The organism is Pseudomonas sp. SK2 (genome assembly GCF_016772395.1).
Taxonomy (GTDB): Bacteria; Pseudomonadota; Gammaproteobacteria; order Pseudomonadales; family Pseudomonadaceae; genus Aquipseudomonas; species Aquipseudomonas taiwanensis.
Window position 1 is genome coordinate 3,624,985 of the sequence record NZ_CP061944.1, and the last position, 16,096, is coordinate 3,641,080.

The following is a 16,096-nucleotide window of genomic DNA, read 5'->3' on the forward strand; positions in this document are numbered from 1 at the left end:
GCGTTTTATGACTGCTACCCGTAAAGCCTACCGCGCCGCCATCCTGCACAGCATCGCCGACCCGGCCGAAGTTGGCCTGGACGCCTCCCACGAATACTACGAGGATGGCCTGCTGGTAATCGATGATGGCCGCATCAGCGCCGTTGGCCATGCCAGCGAGCTGCTGCCGACCCTGGACGCCGACATCGAGGTGGTGCACTACCAGGATGCCCTGATTACCCCAGGCTTCATCGACACCCATATCCACTTCCCGCAGACTGGCATGATCGGTTCCTACGGCGAACAGCTGCTGGACTGGCTAAATACCTACACCTTCCCCTGCGAGAAGCAGTTTGCCGACAAGGCCCATGCCGACCAGGTGGCGAAGATTTTCCTCAAGGAGCTGCTGCGCAATGGCACCACCACCGCCCTGGTGTTCGGCAGCGTGCACCCGGAATCGGTCAACGCGCTGTTCGAAGAAGCTGAGCGTCTGGACCTGCGCCTGATCGCCGGCAAGGTGATGATGGACCGCAATGCGCCTGACTACCTGACCGACACCGCCGAGTCGAGCTACAGCGAAAGCAAGGCATTGATCGAACGCTGGCATGGCAAGGGCCGCCTGCACTACGCGGTCACCCCGCGTTTCGCCCCTACCAGCACCCCGGAACAACTGACCATGGCGGGGCAACTGCTCAAGGAACACCCCGGCGTGTACATGCACACGCACCTGTCGGAGAACCTCAAGGAAATCGACTGGGTCAAGTCGTTGTTCCCTGAGCAGAAGGGTTACCTGGACGTCTACGACCACTTCGAACTGCTGGGCGAGCGCTCGGTGTTCGCCCACGGCGTGCACCTGTGTGACGACGAGTGCCAGCGTCTGGCAGAAACCGGCTCGGCGATCGCCTTCTGCCCAACCTCCAACCTGTTCCTGGGCAGCGGCCTGTTCAACCTGCCCCAGGCCGAGCGTTTCAAGGTCAACGTTGGCCTGGGCACCGATGTCGGCGCCGGCACCAGCTTCTCGCTGCTCACTACCCTGAACGAGGCCTACAAGGTGATGCAACTGCAGGGCGCTCGCTTGCACCCCTACAAGTCGCTGTACCTGGCGACCCTCGGCGGTGCCCGTGCCTTGCGCCTGGACGACCGCATCGGCAGCCTGCGCCCAGGCAACGATGCCGACTTCGTGGTGCTCGACTACAAGGCCACGCCGCTGCTGGACTACCGTATCCAACAGTCCAACAGCATCGAAGAGACCCTGTTCGTCCTCACCACCCTGGGCGACGACCGCACCGTGCGGGAAACCTACGCGGCCGGTCGTTGCGTGCACCAGCGCTGAGGCGCGATCAGAAATCGGCCAGGCGCGTCACCGCGACCTGGCCACTGTAAGGCCCTGCCCCTACGCGCAAGGTCACCAGCAAGCGAACCAGACGTCCTTGCTCGATCGCCTGCTGCAGAGCCTGGCGCGCTTGCGCGCCGATCTGCGTGTGCCACTGCGCCAGCCAAGCCTGGGACAGCACTGATCCTCCCAGGTCCGGGGCCACATCGATAACCGCCTCTTCGCTGACGGCCACCAGCACGAGGTAGACCCTGCCTGTCGACGACTGCCCATACTGGACGACATTGCCGATACGCTGCTGGTGGCTCAATCCATAACGCCTGAGCATATCGTCGACCACGTTGATGGCGTGCTGGCGCATGCGTCTGCCACTGACAGTGCCGAGCAATTGCTGGCTGTGGGCATCCACGGCTCGCAGGTAGTACACCGGAGGCCTGGCTGCCGGAGCATCCAGCGCCAGCGTCAACCGCCACCCCCTCTGCCCCTCCAGCTGCAAGGGCCGCTGCGGCGCGAGCAACAACAGCGGGTCGGCGAGATCACCCAGGGCGCGGGTATCTCCCAACCAGCCATTGAGCACCTGCTCAAGGTGCAACAACCGCGCATGCTCGCTGCCCTGGAACCCTTCGAATACCGTACGGGCGACGTTCTGCGCACTCTGTTGGGCCAAACCTGGACGCGCACGGCTAACCTGGTAATCCAACGGCAGGGTGAACAGCGCCCGCCGCACCGACCACCCCTGCTGGTTACGCACCACCAACCAGGGCTGTTCGCCGTAGCGCTGACGCACACAGCGTTGCAGGTCATCGAAACGCAACGGTGCAGGTAGCTGCTGCGTCCGGGTAAGCACAATGGCGCTGTTGCTTTCCACCGGAAAGATCGGCACCCAGCGCCCTTCGATAGCGACCCCTTGGACCAACGCTTCGCCTTCGGCTCCATAAAGCCCTGAGCCTGGTACTCGCTCGATGTCCGCCATCGTGAGCTCACGCGAGCTGTGTCGCCAGCTCCGTCCTTGCGGGACCGTGGGATTCTCGCGCAGCTGGAAATGGATACGCTGCCAGACCAATTCGGTGGTGTGCGGCCCCTCGAAGTGCACGCCGCCCAGCACTGGCCGCAGCAATCGTTGCTGGCGGGCCGTGCGCAGCGCGGCAGCGACCGGCAGTGTCAAGCGGGAGATCAGTTCGTCCAGCCAGACTTCACCGAACAGCACCATGCCGTTGCGCCCCATCAGCGATACCCGCCCCAGCGCCAGATGCTGCAGCAGCACATACACCTCCCGATGCCCGGGCCTCACGAAGATGAACAGGCAACGCCCTTGGTGGCCACCCTCCTGGAGAATCCGGTAACCTCGGTCGACGATGGCCCGCCTGATGCCTGCCTGGAATGGCTGCAAGGTCGGCTGCCCCACAGCGCTGCGCAGCGCATCGGCTTCGGGACGCGCGAGCATCCAGCGCCACTCGTACGTCTGGGTGCCGAGGACGTCTCGGTTGACCGCCACTTGCAGATTGTCGACGATGCGCTCGTCGATTATCCGCAGCGGCTCGGAGGTCGCATCATCCAGCCAGTGATCCAGATCCTCCAGCGTGATCGAACTCCATCCATGGCGGCGCCGGGCATTCCTGAACAACGTCTCGCCCATTACCTGCCGGGCGTTGGCATTCATCAAGGGATAACGCCGGGCAAGCCGTGCACCGAAGGTTTCGGCAAAACCACCCAACACTTCAGGCGCCTCGGCGGCGTGCTGCCCCAGTCGGACCCGCACCGGTCCGAACCCTTGTGCGATCCCGTCATCGAGATCGACCAGCCGTTCAGGCTGCCAGCCCGGCTGGACGATGAAACGCACCCGACTGGAGGCCGACCCTTCAAGTATTGGGTAATAGTTACCCTCGACACGCACACCGAGCGCCGAGGTATCCGACTGCCCCCCGAAATGTACACTGACTTCGCCCCCGGACCTTGCGATCACACGGTCTTCGCCATGAAGCGCCCAACGCCACTGCTGCCAGGGCTGGGAAGGCCTGGTGACCGGCACACCCGCCGAGCTGCCTGGGCCAATGAGGTAGGTACGCGACCAGGCTGGCGCGACACCATCGGCCAGGTAGGACAATACGAACTCCACCCGCTGCTCTTCACTTCGAAAGGCGTAGTTGGCGAGGATGCGCCGTCCCCGCGCCAAGGCGGTCTGCGGGCTTGCCCCGGCGAACGGCTGGTGCCGGCTTCGCGGCCCCGCATATTTCAGCAGCCCTTCCGATTCGGTCAGTTTGCCGCCGCCACCGCGCAGGCCGACCTCGGCATGCACGACCCAACGCCCACCCTCCCTGCGCACTGGCGCCTCGTAGCGCCGCATGGTGGTGGCACGCAAGCGTAGCGTGTGCTCCCCGGCTCGCCGGTAGACGGCATAGAGGCGACCGTCCTGCTGGATGTACTGCTGGCCGGCATGCAGCCAAAGCCCCTCGTCGCCCCCCTGCAAGCGAGTCGCGCCGCGCAGTCGTGGTTGTACCTCATAGCCGGCCAGCGGGCGGCTGGCGCTGAGTTGCCGCAGGCGCAGGCGCACGGCCCGGCGCAGGCTCCACAGCCCACCGGCGACAGGAACGGCGGTTAGCAGGATGTCGGCCACGGCACCCGCCACGCTCAGCGCAGCCCAACCCAATGAGTCGGCATCCCGTGCCCGCCAGGCGCTACCGATGGCCTGGACACTGTGCTGGATATCCTGCAATGCGACGACCACGTTCACACCCGGCACTATCGCCAGGCCAGCCCTGAGATAACCGATGTGGCGCTCATGCGCCTGCTGGTCACGGCTGATCCTGATACCCAGCTGATTGCGCCCTTGCTGGCGCGCCAGACTCATCAGGCGGTTACGCCGGTCCGTCAGCTGCAGGCCGATGAGCGTCTGGTCGATTGCCGCTGGGGCATTCAAGAAGCCGTCATAGCCCTTGCTGGCCGCCTGGCGGAAATAGCTCAGGAGCCGGTCAGGGTCGTCGGTGCAGCGCTGCGCAACATAGTCGGCTACATCCGTGCGGGTGCGGATGGCCAGCCGCAGATGAGCCAACGCCTGTTCAAGGCTATCGCGCTCGATCAAATTGATGTCTTCTGGCGCACCGGGCAAAACCAGCACGGTTAGGCCTGAATCGGTCCTGACCAGCGCACCGGCGCCGCGGATTTCGCTACCCAGGGCCTGGTTGCTGTTGATGGTCAACCAGTGAACTCGCATCCTTGCTTGCGCCAGTGCCGCAGTTGAAGTCACCTGCGCCGCGGTGTCCAGCATGTCCACGGCAGGTTGGCTGAGCGCCTGACGCCAGTGTTGTACGCGGGCCAACAGTTGCAGTTCGAGTCTGTAAGGTCGACGCAAGCGCTGGATATCTGCCTCCTGCGACGGGTCGAATGTCACAGCCAGAGTAGTCTCGAATTGCCTCAGCGGGTCGAGCGAGACCAAGGTGTCGGACAGATACTTCGCCGAGATGCCCGCTACCCGCCACTGGGCCATCTGCAGGCTTCTAGTCTCGGCGTCGTCCTGGCCATCGAAGCCTTCGCAAGCCAGTTGCGCGACCGTCACATCCTCCCATTCGTCGCTTGCCACCCATGTCATCGACGCCTGCGCCGCGTGTAATGGAGCGCCGGAAAAGCCGAACTCGCCGCCAGGGAAGGGCTCGATGACTGTACCTTCGCCCAACCAGTGAAAGCCGACCGACACCGGCCGATGCAGCAGCACGGTGTCAGGGGTCAGCGTAATGCGCAGGTCTTGCTGGATTCGATCGCAGAGCAACTGACCGGCGAATGTGACAAATGGCGGTAATTGTTCTTCAAGCCAATCTTCCAGCGCCCAGGCTGCCTGTTGGTACTCCCTCAGCCAGGCGGCAAAGAGCTCGCGCTCATCTTCGCTTCGCGCCAGCAGCCACTGTGGCAGGTGTTGGGCCAACGTATCGGCTGCCCACAGTTGCTCGAGCACCGCCACCGCCGCCTGCCGACAACTGTCGACCGGCATCGACAGCGCCGTGCGGGCAAGCTCCCGACGCCGCTCGGCCTCCTGATCGGGCGTCAGTTGTGCCAGCGGGCCATTGGCTGGCGGAGCGTCCCCCAACTGCCCCGACCAGTGATCCAGCAGGTCCTGTACAAGACCGGTGAGGCCTTGCGGAGCGGGCACGAACTGCAATTGAGCCTCATCCTCGGGAACCAGCGAGGATACTGGCAGGCGTGCGTTGGCCAGGGTGAAGGCCAGGCGCTCGCGCAGTTGTACCTGGGCCTCCAGGCAAATCAGCCCTCCGCCTTCGCCATGAACCCAGACCAGCAGGGGGGCATCGAGCAAGCCAGAGGCCCATGCACTGGCTTGGACCATCGCCCACACCCCAGGCAGTGGCTGTTCACCCACCTGCACCGAAAGCCACTGCACGGGGTGCTGATCATCGGGCGAGAACAATTGGTCGCGAGCCTGATGTGTGATTTGCCCTTCAAGCACCTGCAGGCTTGCCTCGGCATCCATGGCCGCGAGGATTGCTGCTTGCAATGGCCCCGACTCGCGCCACGGCCCTTCCCCCGTCAGCGCCTGACGCGCCTGCTCGGTCGCTTTATGCCGGGTGCTTTGCAGGCTTATCCAAGGCGCCAGTGCCTGTCGCGCTGGCGCCGTCGCGCCGAAACAGTCCAACAGCCGCTGAAGGTGCTGTGCCCGGTAACGGTCACGCAGACGCTCGGGGTAGCTGTCCGGCAAACTGCCTAATGGCAACAGGTCGGCATAAACCTGCGCTTGGGCCTCCAGGGCTTCCTCCAGCACGCTGAACCACTGCGGTTCGGCGGACTCGATGTGCCCTGCCTGCAAATCGAGCCCAGCGGGCAAACGTTGCCGCCATTGCGTATCGCCAGCCGACCTGGCCCGCCGTGCAACCGATGCCTGGTTGAGCCAGTCCACGGGATCGGGCGCATCGGCAAGCAGTGCATGCAGTTGCACCCTGGCCTGCTCCAGGACCGGGTCGGGGGCGCTTGTCGATTCAACGCTGTCGAGGGGTACGGCATCGAACAATTCGGCCGGTAAAGTCATGTAGGTAGCTCCTTATGAAGAGCCACCAGTCTGCGCAGGGGGACCGTCGAAAAGCGGTACATTCATATTCACAGCCCATCGGCGCCCCTGCGCCCCCAGCCTGCAAACCGGCTTTATGGCTCGCGGGCCAAGCCACGGTACAGCGCACCACCGATCGCAGCGCCAATCAACGGTGCCAGCCAGAATAGCCACAACTGCTGCAAGGCCCAGCCGCCGACGAACAATGCCGGGCCGGTACTGCGTGCGGGATTGACCGAGGTGTTGGTCACCGGGATCGAGATCAGGTGAATGAGGGTCAGGGCCAGGCCGATGGCGATAGGGGCGAAGCCTGCCGGTGCGCGTGCGTCGGTGGCGCCCATGATGACCACCAGGAACATCGCCGTCATCACCACTTCGCTGACAAAGCCGGCCGCCAGCGAATAGCCGCCGGGCGAGTGATCGGCATAACCGTTCGAAGCCAGACCAGATGCCAGTTCGAAACCGGCCTTGCCACTGGCGATGAAGTAAATCACCGCCGCCGCCAGGATCGCGCCGATCACCTGGGCGATCACATAAGGCAGCAGTTCCTTGGCCGGAAAGCGCCCACCCACCACAAGCCCGAACGACACGGCAGGGTTGAGGTGGCAGCCGGAGATATGGCCGATGGCGAACGCCATGGTGAGCACGGTGAGGCCGAAGGCGAAAGCGACACCAAGCACGCCAATGCCGATGGGGGAACTGGCTGCGAGTACTGCACTGCCACAGCCGCCAAGCACTAACCAGAAGGTGCCGACCAGTTCGGCGCCCATACGTGTACCCAGGGAGATGCTCATGATTCCTTTCCTCAAGTAGTTGAACGCAATGAATGCGCAAGCCCAACTGCTTGATGAAGGTTTGCCCACAAGAATTTAGCAGACCTTGGGTTAATGGCCAGTCAAGGCCACGGGACCGCTGCGCGACACGAGGCCGCGCCCTCTCGGACGGCGCGGCGCTGGAGAAAACTCAGGAGACCGGCGCGGGAAGGATCAGCCCTTGACGGAGGCCTTGGGCTTTTTCAGGAGGTGCGAAAACACGGCATGCAAGTCGTCCGAGGCACTCTCCTCGTCCAGGTTGAGCTTGCTGTCGATGTGGTCCATGTGGTGCATCATCAGGCTCACTGCCTGCTCGGCATCGCGCGCCTCGATGGCGTCGATCAACTGCATGTGCTCGTCGTACGAGCAATGCGAACGGTTGCCGCTTTCGTACTGGGCGATGATCAGCGAGGTCTGGGACACCAGGCTGCGCTGGAAGCTCACCAGCGGGGCATTGCCAGCCGCTTCGGCCAGCTTGAGGTGGAACTCGCCGGAAAGACGGATACCCGCACCCCGGTCGCCGCGCGAGAAGCTGTCCCGCTCTTCACGCACCATCTGGCGCAGCTCATTGAGTTGCTCGGCGGTAGCGTGCTGCACGGCCAGTTCGGTGATAGCGCGCTCGACCATACGCCGCGAGAAGAACACCTGACGCGCCTCTTCCACCGTCGGGCTGGCCACCACCGCGCCGCGATTGGGTCGCAGCAGCACCACACTTTCATGGGCCAGGCGCGACAACGCGCGGCGAATGATGGTACGGCTGACACCGAAGATCTCGCCCAGCGCTTCCTCGCTCAACTTGGTGCCCGGTGCCAGACGCTGCTCGAGGATCGCCTCGAAGATGTGCGCATAGACGATGTCGTCCTGGGTACCACTGCGGCCAGCCTTGCCAGCGCGTGCAGGTTTCTTCAGAGGTTGCAGCTGTTCGTTCATGGGCTCTCGAGGCACGAAGGAAAGTATGGCGCCATTGTACACAGGCTGAGCCGTTTCTGCAGGTGGCCTTTTCGCTATATAGCCATCGAGCGACAGTTTGTGCACACAAAAGATAAAACATTATTTGCATTCTTTGTACACAAAAGGATAATCCAGCGAGCAACTTCTTGACCCATAAGTCAACAAACGGTCGGACGTCTGCCTTCCCTCTTGGAGCCGCCAAGCGCTTTTGCGCAGGACGAAGGCTCCACAACAACAAGAAAGACTTGAGGAGTACTCGCTGTGGAAAGCCGCAAATCCGAAGCCCCTACGCTGGATCTCGCGCCGCCGCTCGAAACGAGCTGGCTGGAGCGGATTTTCAAACTCAAGCAACACGGCAGCACTGTCCGAACCGAGCTGATCGCCGGGGTGACCACCTTCATCACCATGGCGTACATCATTTTCGTCAACCCCAACATCATGGCCGACGCAGGTATCGACCATGGCGCGGCCTTCGTCGCCACCTGCATCGCCGCCGCCCTCGGCTGCCTGCTGATGGGCCTTTACGCCAACTGGCCGGTGGGCCTGGCACCGGGCATGGGGCTTAACGCCTTCTTTACCTACACCGTGGTCGGGACCATGGGCTATAACTGGGAAACAGCGCTCGGGGCCGTGTTCGTCTCGGGCGTGCTGTTCATGTTCCTGACCTTGTCGAAGGTTCGCGAATGGTTGCTCAACAGCATCCCAGTGAGCCTGCGACATGCCATGGGTGCCGGGGTCGGACTGTTTCTCGGACTGATCGGCCTCAAGACCGCAGGGATCATCGTCGACAGCCCGGCCACACTGATCAAGCTCGGCTCGCTGCATGAGCCTGGTCCGCTGCTGGCAGCGGTGTGCTTCCTGATGATCGCCATCCTCAGCTACAAGCGGGTGTTCGGCGCCATCCTGATCAGCATCATCGGCGTCACCGTCGCTGGCTGGGGCTTGGGTCTGGTGAAGTTCGGTGGCGTGATGTCGATGCCACCGAGCCTGGCACCCACCTGGATGGCCATGGATGTGGCGGGCGTGTTCAACGTCAGCATGATCAGCGTGGTACTGGCGTTCCTCTTCGTGCACATGTTCGACACCGCCGGCACCCTGATGGGCGTAGCCCAGCGGGCCAACTTGGTGGCAGCGGATGGGCGTATCGAAAACCTGTCGAAGGCCCTGAAGGCCGACAGTGCCTCCAGTGTGTTCGGAGCGGTGGTCGGCGTGCCACCTGTGACCAGCTACGTGGAGAGTGCCGCGGGTGTCGCGGCGGGTGGCCGTACTGGCTTGACTGCAGTGGTCGTCGGCGTCCTGTTCATCGCCGCGATGTTCTTCGCGCCACTGGCCGGGATGATCCCTGCCTATGCCACTGCTGGTGCACTGATCTATGTAGCGATGCTGATGATGGGCAGCATGGCGCACATTCACTGGGATGAAGCCACCGACAGCATTCCAGCGATCGTTACCGTGATCATGATGCCGCTGACCTTCTCGGTCGCCGATGGTATTGCCCTGGGCTTCATCAGCTATGTGGCATTGAAGGCAGGCACTGGCAAGTACAAGGAAATCTCTGCCAGCCTTTGGGTACTGTGCGCGATTTTCATTGCCAAGTTCGTGTTTCTTTAATTCGTGAATGGCTTGGCTTTAGCTTTTTAGCGATTGCGAGATCGAGCGCCGCCCGCGCGGCGCATCGCGAGCAAAGCTCGCTCCTACGTCTGTTTCAGGTCGGTCTTCCTGTTTGAGGCGCACGACCGCTGTGTTGCATGGCTCGCGATGCGCCGCGCAGGCGGCGCTCGATTTCAAGCCCACCCCAAATCCGCGCCCTACACCACACGCCACCCTCCTCTTTTTTCACCGTGGCCGAAGGGTATGCCCCAGGTTCCGGTAGCTTGGCTTGAGCTTTCTAGCAATTGCAAGATCGAGCGCCGCCCGCGCGGCGCATCGCGAGCAAAGCTCGCTCCTACGTCTGTTTCAGGTCGGTCTTCCTGCTTGAGGCGCACGCCCGCTTTGCTGCATGGCTCGGTAGGAGCGAGCCTTGCTCGCGATGCGCCGCGCAGGCGGCGCTCGATTTCAAGCCCACCCACATCCGCGCCCGACACCACACGCCACCCTCTTTTTCTGCAGACGAAAAAAAGCCCGCCAGTGTGAGAGCGGGCCAAGGACCTACGAAGATTCTCCTAGCGACCCACTAGCTTCCACGATAGGTCGAATAGCTATACGGCGAGATCAACAGCGGCACGTGGTAATGCTCCTGCTTCTCGTCGATGCCAAAGCGCAGCACAACAACATCCAGAAACGCCGGCTCCGGCAACTGCACGCCGCGAGCACGGTAATAAGCGCCCGCACTGAACTGCAACTGATAGACACCGGTACGGTAATCGTCGCCTTGCAGCAACGGTGCGTCGACCCGCCCATCGCTGTTGGTCAGCGCAGTGTTCACCAGCTCCAGCTGCTGGCCTTCTACGCGATAGAGCTCGACCTTGATCGAGCTGCCTGGGCAGCCGTGCGCGGCATCCAGTACGTGTGTGGTCAAACGTCCCATTGCTTGTCGCCTCTTGTGCAGATCGTGGGCAGAAAATACTCGGCATGGCACCAAAATGGACCTCGCCGTATGCGGGAATGCAGTCATTAAGACATTTTCACGAAAGATTGTACACAATTTTCTAAACCCTTCCTTCGCCCTCCTCCCTGCGCCCCGACAAACCGGCCACCAGTCGCAAATACAGGCCCAGCGCAGACGTCAACGTCATTAACTGACCAAGTGGGCAGGTTTCTTGCAAAGACTTAACCGGCAAGGCTCATGCGACAAATGGGAAGAAATGCGGAAAAACAGGCTTACAAAAGATTTCAGAAGTTGTATACAATCAGCCCATCCGGTGGTGCGACATCCCGACGCGGCCCGCCCACCCCCGCACAAACGCACAAGAAGGAAGACTGCAGTGAGCGCTGACTACCCTCGCGACCTGATCGGTTACGGCAACAACCCACCTCACCCGCAATGGCCGGGCAACGCCCGTATCGCGCTGTCTTTCGTGCTCAACTACGAAGAAGGCGGCGAGCGCAACATCCTGCACGGTGACAAAGAGTCCGAAGCCTTCCTCTCCGAAATGGTTGCCGCCCAGCCACTGCAGGGTGTGCGCAACATGAGCATGGAGTCGCTGTACGAGTATGGTAGCCGCGCCGGTGTCTGGCGCCTGCTCAAGCTGTTCAAGGACAGCGGCGTACCCCTGACCATCTTCGCCGTGGCCATGGCCGCCCAGCGCCACCCGGACGTCATCCGCGCCATGGTCGAGGCCGGCCACGAGATCTGCAGCCACGGTTACCGCTGGATCGACTACCAGTACATGGACGAGGCCCAGGAGCGCGAGCACATGCTCGAAGCCATCCGCATCCTCACCGAGCTGACCGGCGAGCGCCCGCTGGGCTGGTACACCGGCCGCACCGGCCCAAACACCCGTCGCCTGGTGATGGAGGAAGGTGGCTTCCTCTACGACAGCGACACCTATGACGACGACCTGCCCTACTGGGAGCCAAACAACCCCACCGGCAAACCGCACTTGGTGATCCCCTACACCCTGGACACCAACGACATGCGCTTCACCCAGGTGCAGGGCTTCAACTGCGGCGAGCAGTTCTTCCAGTACCTCAAGGATGCCTTCGACGTGCTGTATGCCGAAGGCGCCGAAGCGCCGAAGATGCTCTCCATCGGCCTGCACTGCCGCCTGGTCGGTCGCCCGGCGCGCCTGGCTGCGCTCAAGCGCTTCGTCGACTACGCCAAGAGCCATGAGCAGGTCTGGTTCGCCCGTCGCGTGGATATCGCCCGCCACTGGCACGCCACCCACCCGTACAAGAAAGAGAACGCCTGATGACTGCCTTCAAGACCCTCAAGCCCTCCACCCTGGACCGTGACGCCTTCGTCGAGGCCTTCGCCGACATCTACGAGCACTCGCCGTGGGTTGCCGAAAAGGCCTACGACCTCGGCCAGCTGGGTGAGCTGGACGAGATCGAAGCCCTGCACCAGCGCATGAGCGATATCCTGCTCAGCGCAAGCCACGCAGAGCAACTGGCCCTGATCAACGCTCACCCGGACCTGGCCGGCAAGGCCGCCATCCAGGGCGAGCTGACCGAATCGAGCACCAACGAGCAAGCCGGTGCCGGCATTCACCAGTGCACCGCCGAGGAGTTCGCCCGGTTCACCGAACTGAACGATGCCTACAAAGCCAAGTTCCAGTTCCCGTTCATCATGGCGGTTAAAGGCAGCAACCGGCACCAGATCCTGGCCTCGTTCGAAAAACGCATTCACAACGATGCCGAAGCAGAGTTCAAGGAAGCCCTGGCACAGATCAACCTGATTGCCCTGTTCCGCCTGCTGCAGCTTTAAGGACCGAGCGCAGCCGTGGCCCGAGTGCGTGACGCGTCCGTACCCAGGGCCTGGCCTGCAAGCCGGTCCACCTATTCAAGAACAACGAACATAGAAGAGATAACCGCATGCGCACCCTGATGATCGAGCCCCTGACCAAAGAAGCCTTCGCCCCCTTCGGTGACGTGATCGAAACCGACGGCAGCGACCACTTCATGATCAACAACGGCTCGACCATGCGCTTTCACAAGCTCGCCACGGTCGAGACCGCAGAGCCTGAAGACAAAGCGATCATCAGCATCTTCCGCGCCGACGCGCTGGACATGCCGCTGACCGTGCGCATGCTGGAACGCCATCCGCTGGGCAGCCAGGCTTTCATCCCGCTGCTCGGCAACCCCTTTCTGATCGTGGTCGCGCCCGTTGGCGATGCACCTGTATCAGGCTTGGTCCGAGCCTTCCGCAGTAATGGCAGGCAGGGCGTTAATTACCATCGCGGCGTCTGGCACCACCCGGTGCTGACGATCGAAAAGCGGGATGACTTCCTGGTGGTTGATCGCAGTGGTTCCGGCAACAACTGCGACGAGCATTACTTCACCGAGGAACAGATGCTGATCCTCAATCCCCACCAATAAGAAAAGGTCGGTCATCGTTCGGTGACCGGCAGAGGTACATACTGTGGAAGCACACCTTCACGAATGGCTGAACCTGAGCATTCGCTGGGTTCACATGATCACCGGTATCGCCTGGATCGGTGCATCGTTCTACTTCGTCTGGCTTGAAAACAACCTGAACCGGAGCAATCCGCGCGAGGGGCTGTCGGGTGACCTATGGGCCATCCACGGCGGTGGTATCTACCACCTTGAGAAGTACAAGCTGGCACCGCCGAAAATGCCCGAGAACCTGCACTGGTTCAAATGGGAAGCCTACTTCACCTGGATGTCCGGTATCGCCTTGCTGTGCGTGGTGTTCTACTGGAACCCAGCCCTGTACCTGCTGGCCCCTGGCAGCACCCTGAGCGGTGCCGAGGGCGTGGCCATCGGTATCGGTTCGCTGATCGCCAGCTGGTTCATCTACGACTTCCTGTGCGACTCGCCCCTGGGTAAAAAGCCTGCGCTGCTCGGTGCCGTGCTGTTCGTGCTGATCATCGCCGCCTGCTTCGGCTTCAGCCAGGTATTCAGCGGCCGTGGGGCATACCTGCATACCGGCGCGATCATCGGCACCATCATGGTCGGCAACGTGTTCCGGATCATCATGCCGGCCCAGCGTCAGCTGGTGGCCGCGATCGAAAACAACACCACCCCTGACCCGGTTCTGCCGGCCAAGGGCCTGCTGCGTTCGCGCCACAACAACTACTTCACCCTGCCGGTGCTGTTCATCATGATCAGCAACCACTTCCCGAGCACCTATGGCAGCCAATACAACTGGCTGATCCTGGCTGGGATCGCAGTGGCCGCGGTACTGATCCGTCACTATTTCAACACCCGCCATGACAGCAATAAGTACGCCTGGACCCTGCCTGTCGGTGCCCTGGCAATGATCTGCCTGGCCTACGTCACCGGTCCCAAGCCGATGGCTGTAGCGCCTGAGCAAGCCGCGGCGAAGATCGAGTACCAGCCTCTGCCGGAAACCGCTGTCGGCGGGAAAACCGCAGCCGAGAAGCGTGCCGAGGAGGCCGCCAAGGCCGCCGAAGCGCCTGCGGCGGCTGCGCAAGCCCCGGCCCAGGCCACCGCCCAGGCCGTGACCGATGGATTCGAAAAGATCCATACCGTCATCCAGGAACGCTGCACCGTGTGCCACTCGTCCAAGCCGACCAGCCCACTGTTCAGCGCCGCCCCTGCCGGCGTGATGTTCGACACCCCACAGCAGATCCAGGCCCAAGCCGCGCGCATCCAGGCGCAAGCGGTCGCCAGCCAGATCATGCCACTGGGCAACATCACCCAGATGACCGTGGAAGAGCGCAAGCTCGTCGGTGACTGGATCGCCAAGGGCGCGCCGGTCAACTGATCCAACGGGCACACCCCACGCCTCCTGGGGAGCGGGCTCGCCCGCGAAGAGGCCGGTGAACCCGGCCTCGGTTTCAAGGCAATACGCAAGCATCGAGCGCTCGGGCCTCATGCGGGAACCCCAGGTCTTCTTCTGAAGACCTGCCGCCTGCAGCCCGGCGCTTGGATCCGAGAATAAAAACAAAACTCGAGGTGCTGCATGTCCGAGTCACGCAAGGCGTACATTCCCGTTGCGCCGCCGCGACAGCCTCTGCCCCTGTTCCAATTGATTCTGGTAGGCCTGCAACACGTTCTGCTGATGTATGGAGGCGCGATTGCCGTGCCTTTGATCATCGGCCAGGCTGCCGGGCTGTCTCGCGAAGAAGTCGCCTTCCTGATCAACGCCGACCTGCTGGTTGCCGGCGTCGCCACGATCATCCAGTCGTTCGGGATCGGCCCAGTGGGCATCCGCATGCCGGTGATGATGGGCGCAAGCTTCGCAGCCGTCGGCAGCATGGTGGCCATGGCCGGCATGCCCGGCGTCGGCCTGCAAGGGATCTTCGGGGCGACCATCGCCGCCGGGTTCTTCGGCATGCTGATCGCGCCGTTCATGTCCAAGGTCGTGCGCTTCTTCCCGCCCTTGGTCACCGGTACGGTGATCACTTCCATCGGCCTCTCGCTGTTCCCGGTCGCGGTCAACTGGGCCGGCGGTGGGCACGAAGCGCAAACCTTCGGCTCGCCGATCTACCTGCTGGTGGCCGGCCTGGTGCTGGCAGTGATCTTGCTGATCAACCGCTTCATGCGCGGGTTCTGGGTGAACGTTTCCGTGCTGGTGGGCATGGGCCTGGGCTACATCCTGGCCGGCTCGATCGGTATGGTCGACCTGTCCGGCCTGTCCGAAGCTCCGTGGTTGCAAGTCGTTACCCCGCTGCACTTCGGCATGCCGACCTTCAGCCTGGCGCCGATCCTGTCCATGTGCCTGGTGGTGGTGATCATCTTCGTCGAGTCCACCGGCATGTTCCTGGCCCTGGGCAAGGTCACCGACCGCGAAGTCACCCCCGGCATGCTGCGTCGCGGCCTGTTGTGCGATGCCGGCGCGTCGTTCGTGGCAGGCTTCTTCAACACCTTCACCCATTCATCCTTCGCCCAGAACATCGGCCTGGTGCAGATGACTGGCGTACGCTGCCGCTACGTCACCGTGGTGGCAGGCGCGCTGCTGATTCTGCTGAGCCTGCTGCCCAAGGCGGCCTTCCTGATCGCTTCGATCCCGCCCGCGGTGCTGGGCGGCGCGTCCATTGCCATGTTCGGCATGGTCACCGCCACCGGGATCAAGATTCTCCAGGAAGCGGACATCGGCGACCGTCGCAACCAGTTGCTGGTTGCGGTCAGCGTCGGCTTCGGTCTGATCCCCGTGGTCCGCCCGGAGTTCTTCGCGCAGATGCCCCATTGGATGGAACCGATCACCCACAGCGGGATCGCCATGGCAACGGTCAGTGCGCTCGTGCTGAACCTACTGTTCAACATCCTCGGGGGTGCTGATCGGGCGGTGCACAACGACGCCTGTCACCAGCATTGAACCAGGGGGCGGCATGCTGCCGCCCCTTTTTCAAGCAAGCAACGACCTCCACCGTCGGCCCGCCGGAATGG

At 62.7% G+C, this 16,096-nt stretch carries 11 protein-coding genes; 7 read left to right on the top strand and 4 right to left on the bottom strand.

Annotation, left to right across the window (positions count from 1 at the left end):
* Positions 1-7: 7 nt before the first annotated feature.
* Positions 8-1,312, top strand: a complete 1,305-nt coding sequence (gene guaD / locus IF103_RS16185) for a guanine deaminase (RefSeq protein WP_023381441.1) — start codon at positions 8-10, stop codon at positions 1,310-1,312.
* Positions 1,313-1,319: 7 nt separating this feature from the next.
* Here the strand turns inward: guaD and IF103_RS16190 are convergent, their stop codons facing one another.
* The 3 genes from IF103_RS16190 to IF103_RS16200 all read right to left on the bottom strand — a co-directional run bounded on the left by IF103_RS16190 (position 1,320) and on the right by IF103_RS16200 (position 8,101).
* Positions 1,320-6,341, bottom strand: coding sequence for a dermonecrotic toxin domain-containing protein (locus tag IF103_RS16190; RefSeq protein ID WP_202675479.1), 5,022 nt, complete (start codon positions 6,339-6,341; stop codon positions 1,320-1,322).
* A gap of 113 nt (positions 6,342-6,454) precedes the next feature.
* On the bottom strand, positions 6,455-7,153 hold the full coding sequence (aqpZ, locus tag IF103_RS16195) for an aquaporin Z (RefSeq protein ID WP_023381443.1): 699 nt from the start codon (positions 7,151-7,153) through the stop codon (positions 6,455-6,457).
* A gap of 192 nt (positions 7,154-7,345) precedes the next feature.
* Positions 7,346-8,101: a GntR family transcriptional regulator gene (locus IF103_RS16200; protein ID WP_023381444.1), complete on the bottom strand. Its 756-nt coding sequence runs from the start codon at positions 8,099-8,101 to the stop codon at positions 7,346-7,348.
* A 282-nt stretch (positions 8,102-8,383) separates the two neighbouring features.
* Here IF103_RS16200 and IF103_RS16205 point away from each other — a divergent pair, with 282 nt between their 5' ends.
* Positions 8,384-9,733: an NCS2 family permease gene (locus IF103_RS16205; protein WP_023381445.1), complete on the top strand. Its 1,350-nt coding sequence runs from the start codon at positions 8,384-8,386 to the stop codon at positions 9,731-9,733.
* A 562-nt stretch (positions 9,734-10,295) separates the two neighbouring features.
* Here the strand turns inward: IF103_RS16205 and uraH are convergent.
* A complete protein-coding gene (uraH, locus tag IF103_RS16210) occupies positions 10,296-10,649 on the bottom strand; it encodes a hydroxyisourate hydrolase (RefSeq protein WP_023381446.1) in 354 nt (117 codons plus the stop codon).
* A 397-nt stretch (positions 10,650-11,046) separates the two neighbouring features.
* On the opposite strand from uraH, the gene puuE reads away from it, so the two are divergent.
* From puuE to IF103_RS16235, 5 genes are all read left to right on the top strand, one after another.
* Positions 11,047-11,973, top strand: a complete 927-nt coding sequence (gene puuE, locus IF103_RS16215; protein ID WP_023381447.1) for an allantoinase PuuE — start codon at positions 11,047-11,049, stop codon at positions 11,971-11,973.
* Positions 11,973-12,488 (top strand): 2-oxo-4-hydroxy-4-carboxy-5-ureidoimidazoline decarboxylase, encoded by a 516-nt coding sequence (gene uraD, locus IF103_RS16220; protein ID WP_023381448.1) that lies wholly within the window; start codon positions 11,973-11,975, stop codon positions 12,486-12,488. Before puuE ends, uraD begins: the two co-directional genes overlap by 1 nt.
* 107 nt (positions 12,489-12,595) lie before the next feature.
* Entirely contained in the window at positions 12,596-13,099 is a 504-nt protein-coding gene (locus tag IF103_RS16225; protein WP_012315446.1) for an ureidoglycolate lyase, read from the top strand.
* Positions 13,100-13,142: 43 nt separating this feature from the next.
* Positions 13,143-14,471, top strand: a complete 1,329-nt coding sequence (locus IF103_RS16230; RefSeq protein ID WP_027907559.1) for a urate hydroxylase PuuD — start codon at positions 13,143-13,145, stop codon at positions 14,469-14,471.
* 198 nt (positions 14,472-14,669) lie between these two features.
* The gene (locus IF103_RS16235) at positions 14,670-16,025 is read left to right on the top strand and encodes a nucleobase:cation symporter-2 family protein (protein ID WP_104881436.1); all 1,356 of its coding nucleotides are present in this window, start codon (positions 14,670-14,672) and stop codon (positions 16,023-16,025) included.
* The last annotated feature ends 71 nt before the right edge of the window (positions 16,026-16,096 follow it).

Excerpts from the sequence above, each read along its gene's own strand:
- guaD (WP_023381441.1), top strand. The coding sequence starts at position 8 with ATGACTGCTACCCGTAAAGCCTACCGCGCCGCCATCCTGCACAGCATC.
- IF103_RS16200 (WP_023381444.1), bottom strand. The coding sequence starts at position 8,101 with ATGAACGAACAGCTGCAACCTCTGAAGAAACCTGCACGCGCTGGCAAG.
- uraH (WP_023381446.1), bottom strand. The coding sequence starts at position 10,649 with ATGGGACGTTTGACCACACACGTACTGGATGCCGCGCACGGCTGCCCA.
- IF103_RS16190 (WP_202675479.1), bottom strand. The coding sequence starts at position 6,341 with ATGACTTTACCGGCCGAATTGTTCGATGCCGTACCCCTCGACAGCGTT.
- aqpZ (WP_023381443.1), bottom strand. The coding sequence starts at position 7,153 with ATGAGCATCTCCCTGGGTACACGTATGGGCGCCGAACTGGTCGGCACC.
- IF103_RS16235 (WP_104881436.1), top strand. The coding sequence starts at position 14,670 with ATGTCCGAGTCACGCAAGGCGTACATTCCCGTTGCGCCGCCGCGACAG.
- IF103_RS16225 (WP_012315446.1), top strand. The coding sequence starts at position 12,596 with ATGCGCACCCTGATGATCGAGCCCCTGACCAAAGAAGCCTTCGCCCCC.
- uraD (WP_023381448.1), top strand. The coding sequence starts at position 11,973 with ATGACTGCCTTCAAGACCCTCAAGCCCTCCACCCTGGACCGTGACGCC.